Source organism: Halomonas cibimaris (assembly GCF_039537045.1).
Lineage (GTDB): Bacteria > Pseudomonadota > Gammaproteobacteria > Pseudomonadales > Halomonadaceae > Vreelandella > Vreelandella cibimaris.
Genome location: NZ_BAAAZT010000046.1, coordinates 1 through 4,096, shown reverse-complemented (window position 1 = coordinate 4,096; position 4,096 = coordinate 1). Strand labels below are relative to the sequence as shown.

At 59.5% G+C, this 4,096-nt stretch carries 2 protein-coding genes; both read left to right on the top strand.

The window, feature by feature from the left end; translation table 11 throughout:
• Window positions 1–240 precede the first annotated feature (240 nt).
• Window positions 241–1,812, top strand: a complete 1,572-nt coding sequence (locus ABD654_RS05710; protein WP_344703152.1) for a hypothetical protein — start codon at window positions 241–243, stop codon at window positions 1,810–1,812.
• A 112-nt stretch (window positions 1,813–1,924) separates the two neighbouring features.
• A complete protein-coding gene (locus ABD654_RS05705) occupies window positions 1,925–4,021 on the top strand; it encodes a tetratricopeptide repeat protein (protein ID WP_344703150.1) in 2,097 nt (698 codons plus the stop codon).
• Window positions 4,022–4,096: the final 75 nt, after the last annotated feature.

Below are 4,096 nucleotides of genomic sequence, written 5' to 3'. Positions count from 1 at the left end.
CGTAGGCGTTCGGTACGTTACCGGTCGTTCGGTGGGGAAAGGTGTTGGGGCATTTTACCGGATGATCAAAGAGACCACTTTTTTGAAATCGTGAGTTTCGGTCATGGGTCGGTTACTCGCAAGGCACTCCGGCAGCGTTTAAAAAGGATTGGGAAAACGTGGACTTATGGAAGGTTTTGAAGACTCTCACACTCAGACCTCACTGAAGCGCTGACCAACCTGGCAACCGCCGAAGCCGGCGTGACCGCTGCGCTGGCCTCTGCCGCTGAAACCGTGAACGCGGGCGAAGAAACGCCGCTGGAAGGCGATGCCCTCGACACCTTCGTTGAGCAGTTCGACGAAGATCAGCTGAAGCAGGAAATCACCGAAGCCGAAGACGCGATCGCGGCGGCGGAAGCCGACATCAACAGCGAAACCGCTGAACTGCTGGCGTCACGTGCCGTTGAGTTTGGCGATGCCACTGAAGTGGATGGCGCATTTGAAGGCAATCTGAGCACTCAGGCTACCGCAGTAGTCGACGGCCTCGACTCCACCGATTTCGCCGACGCTGTTGATTCCAACGGTGAGGATGGTGCTGCTAACCAGGAATTTGACCTGGGCATCAAGGGTACTGACAACCTGACCGACGCCAACATCGCCAAGGCGGTTACTGAAGCCCAGAAAGCGGTTAACGCTGACAAGGCGCAGTACGTAGTTACTACTGCCGATGGTGATGTCGACGGTGCTGCCCTTGCCGATGGCGCTCAGGTTGATGCAGCAGCAACGGATACCTTCACCGCCAAGGGCCTCCAGATCGCAGCGGCTAACGCCGAGTCTGCCCTGAACGCCGACGTTAGCGCCAACGGTACCAACGTTGAGCTGCTGACCGAGCTGCGTACCGCCATCTCCGACTTCGTCGACAACGGTGGTGCTCTGAGCACGGAAGTTGCCGGTGATGGTGTCGGTGTCGATCTGTCCAGCTTTGATGCCGCTGATGGTGCTGAAACTAACACAGCTACTACCATCGGCGATCTGCTTACCGCCGCTAACTTCGTGCTGGCCAAAGAAGACGAAGCTCAAGCAAGCGATGCTGCAGCACTGCTTGACCTGTTCGGCGAGTACGACGCTGACACCGAAGAGTACGAAGGCACTTACGCTCTGGGCGATGGCACTGACGTCGCCGGTATCCAGTCCGTGATCGACAAGCTGGAAAGCCGCGATGAGCTGGCCGAGAAGTCCGAGGATGCCGACAACGCATTCGAGGGCACTGAAACCGGTGGTCTGCTGGCCGCTGCCGAAGCCCTGCAAGCCGCCCGTGACGGTCAGAAATCAGACGTTGCTGATGCCGAAGAAGCCAAGACCGAAGCAGATAGCAACCTGGCCGACCTGAACGCAGCTCAGGACGACTTCAACGCGGCTACCGCTGACCTGGAAGAAGCCCAGCAGTACTTCGAGGACAATGACCTCGAACTGCCGGTCTCTCTCGACGGTGGCGTAACGGCGACTGCCGAGAACGATCTGTTCCTGTTCAACGGCGAAGAATCCACCGTAGGCGGCTTCGGTCTGGAAGGCGACGATCAGCTGTTTATCGGCACCGACTTCACGCTGGCTGCCATCGATGCCTCCGTCGACCTGGCCGCTGACCGTGAAGGCGATGCTGGCGTGCTGGAAGTCTTCGCCCAGCAGGACGGCAACAACGTTGTGCTGTCCTTCGAGGACGAAACCTTCGCCGGCAACGCCGAGAACCTGGCCGACATCACCCAGGTCACCCTGACGGGCGTGAATGCCGACGACCTGAGCCTGAACGCTGATGGTTTCATCACCATCGCCTAAGACTGACGGTCGATTAAGCCACGCGGTAAGTGGCTTGTAGCATCAAAGCCCCCGGCCTCGGCTGGGGGCTTTTTTCATGGATAGGTGCCGTTTTCGTTATCAGGAAGGTTATATGGCCAAATTACCCGTCACACGTCCGTCCCGCACCGGACTCCCCACCGAACAGCAGGCCGACGCGCTGTACCAGCAGGCACTGGCCGCACTCAAGCAGAAACAGCACGCCCAGGCGATCAGCCATTTGACCGCCGCCTTGCGCGCCGAACCGCTCCACATCAACGCGCTGATGCTTCAGGCGCGGGTGCTTGCCGAGTTCGATAAATACGACAGCGCCATCGAGCTGATGCAGCTGGCCGTGACCCAGCAGCCCGATGAACCCGAGGCATGTTTTCTGCTCGCCCGATGGCTTACCCGGGTCGGTCGTCAACGCATGGCCACCGCCATGATGCACCGCGCCGTACAGCTGCGCCCCAACCACGACGCCCCGCGCCGCTATCTGGCTGCCCTCTACGGCAACATGGGCCATGACGAGCAAAGCCAGTACTGGGCCAAAAAGGCCATTCGCAGCAAGGCGTTTTCCGTGCGCGAGGCCAAAGTGGAAACCAAGCTCACCGTGCTCGCCCTATTCACCCAGGCCAGCGGCTCGCTGGGCATCAACCGCAAGACCTTCGGCATCCAGACCACGGAAGGCCACAACAACCTCGCCGGTCTGCTGGACAGCGACCATATCACCGTGATCCGCTTCCACGTCGATACCCTCGACCAGCAGCCGGAGCTACTGCGCAAACTGCCTGCGGCGGATGTGATATACAACTCCATCACCGACCCCGAGCGCTGCGAGCATGCGCTGCATCTGGCGCAGAAGGTATGCGACCGTATCGACCTGCCGGTGATCAACGAACCCAGGGCTGTGCTCGCCGCCAGCCGGGAGGGGAACTACCAGCGCTTCAAGGACAACCCTGACGTCATCCTGCCCAAGAGCGTCAAGGTCGAAAACACCCAGGCATCGGCCCGCGCCATCGTCGAGCAGGCCATCAAAGACCACGGCTTCGAGCTGCCGGTGATCATCCGCCTCGCTGGTTACCAGGGCGGCAAGTTCATGCACAAGGTCGATGACCTGGACAGCCACGACTTCACCGAGCTGGATGAAAAACTTGCCAAGGAGCCGCAGACGGCCTACGTGATTCAGTATCACGACGTCAGCTACATCGACGAGCGGCTGCCCGAGACCCGCCTATACCCCAAGTTCCGCGCCTTTATGGTGGGGAATACCCTCTACCCGGCGCATATTTATACGGCGGACCATTACAACGTCCACCATAAGCTGGCCGACCCGTTCATGCATGATAATCGGTGGTTGCTCGACGAAGAGCGTGACTTCTGCGAGAACCCTGTCGAGCATCTGGGAAAGGCACAGTGGCAAGCGCTGGAAGCCGCCATGCGAGACATGGGCATGGGGTATAACGGCGTGGACTTTGCCCCGTCCACCGACCCGGCGCACAAGGGTGAACTGGTGGTGTTCGAGATCAACCCGGCCATGCGTAACTGGGTCAATCAGCTGCCCGAAGGGGATCACGTACAGCAGGCGTGGAACCGTATTACTCAGGCGGCCCATCAGTATTTTGTGGAAACCGGCGACGTGGATCCCTGGGCGTATGTCCTGCCGAAGGGGCAAGCGCCTCAGTTTGTCATTCCGACAGACGTGGAGTGCCACCCCAAACAAGCACTACCGCATCACGGTGCTGCCAACCAGGCATGGCTGGCGGAACGTCTGGGTGACGCCAACGACTTCAGTGACTCAGCGTTCTTCGATACGCGCCATTACATCGATGAAGCGCTGCTGGAGCATACGGCCCGCGAGCAGGGTATTCAGGTGACACGTCATCCCGGCCGGATGCTGACGTTGACCCAGGGCCAGCAGCAAACCCTGTTTTATATCAACGCCCCGCGTATTCCGTTGGCCACGCATCTTCTGGACGGTGACAAAGCCGTTCTCAAGGCGCTGTTCACGCGGCAAGGGCTCCCCACCCCCACCGGTCGTGCCTTTAACGACATCGATGCCGCGTATCGCTACTTTGCGGCCTGTACGGTGCCCCAGGTCGTCAAGCCCATCAACGGCTTTGCCTCGCGGGGCGTATCCGTTCACGTTAGCTCTCCCGATGCTTTCCGGGCTGCCTGGCAAAAACCCGGCTTATTCATGAGGCTGGCTTGAAAATAAAGATGGCGAGGGGTTTCTCTTGTAGAATCAGGATGTTCCAGCCAGAACTTGATTCAAGAGGACCTCTCG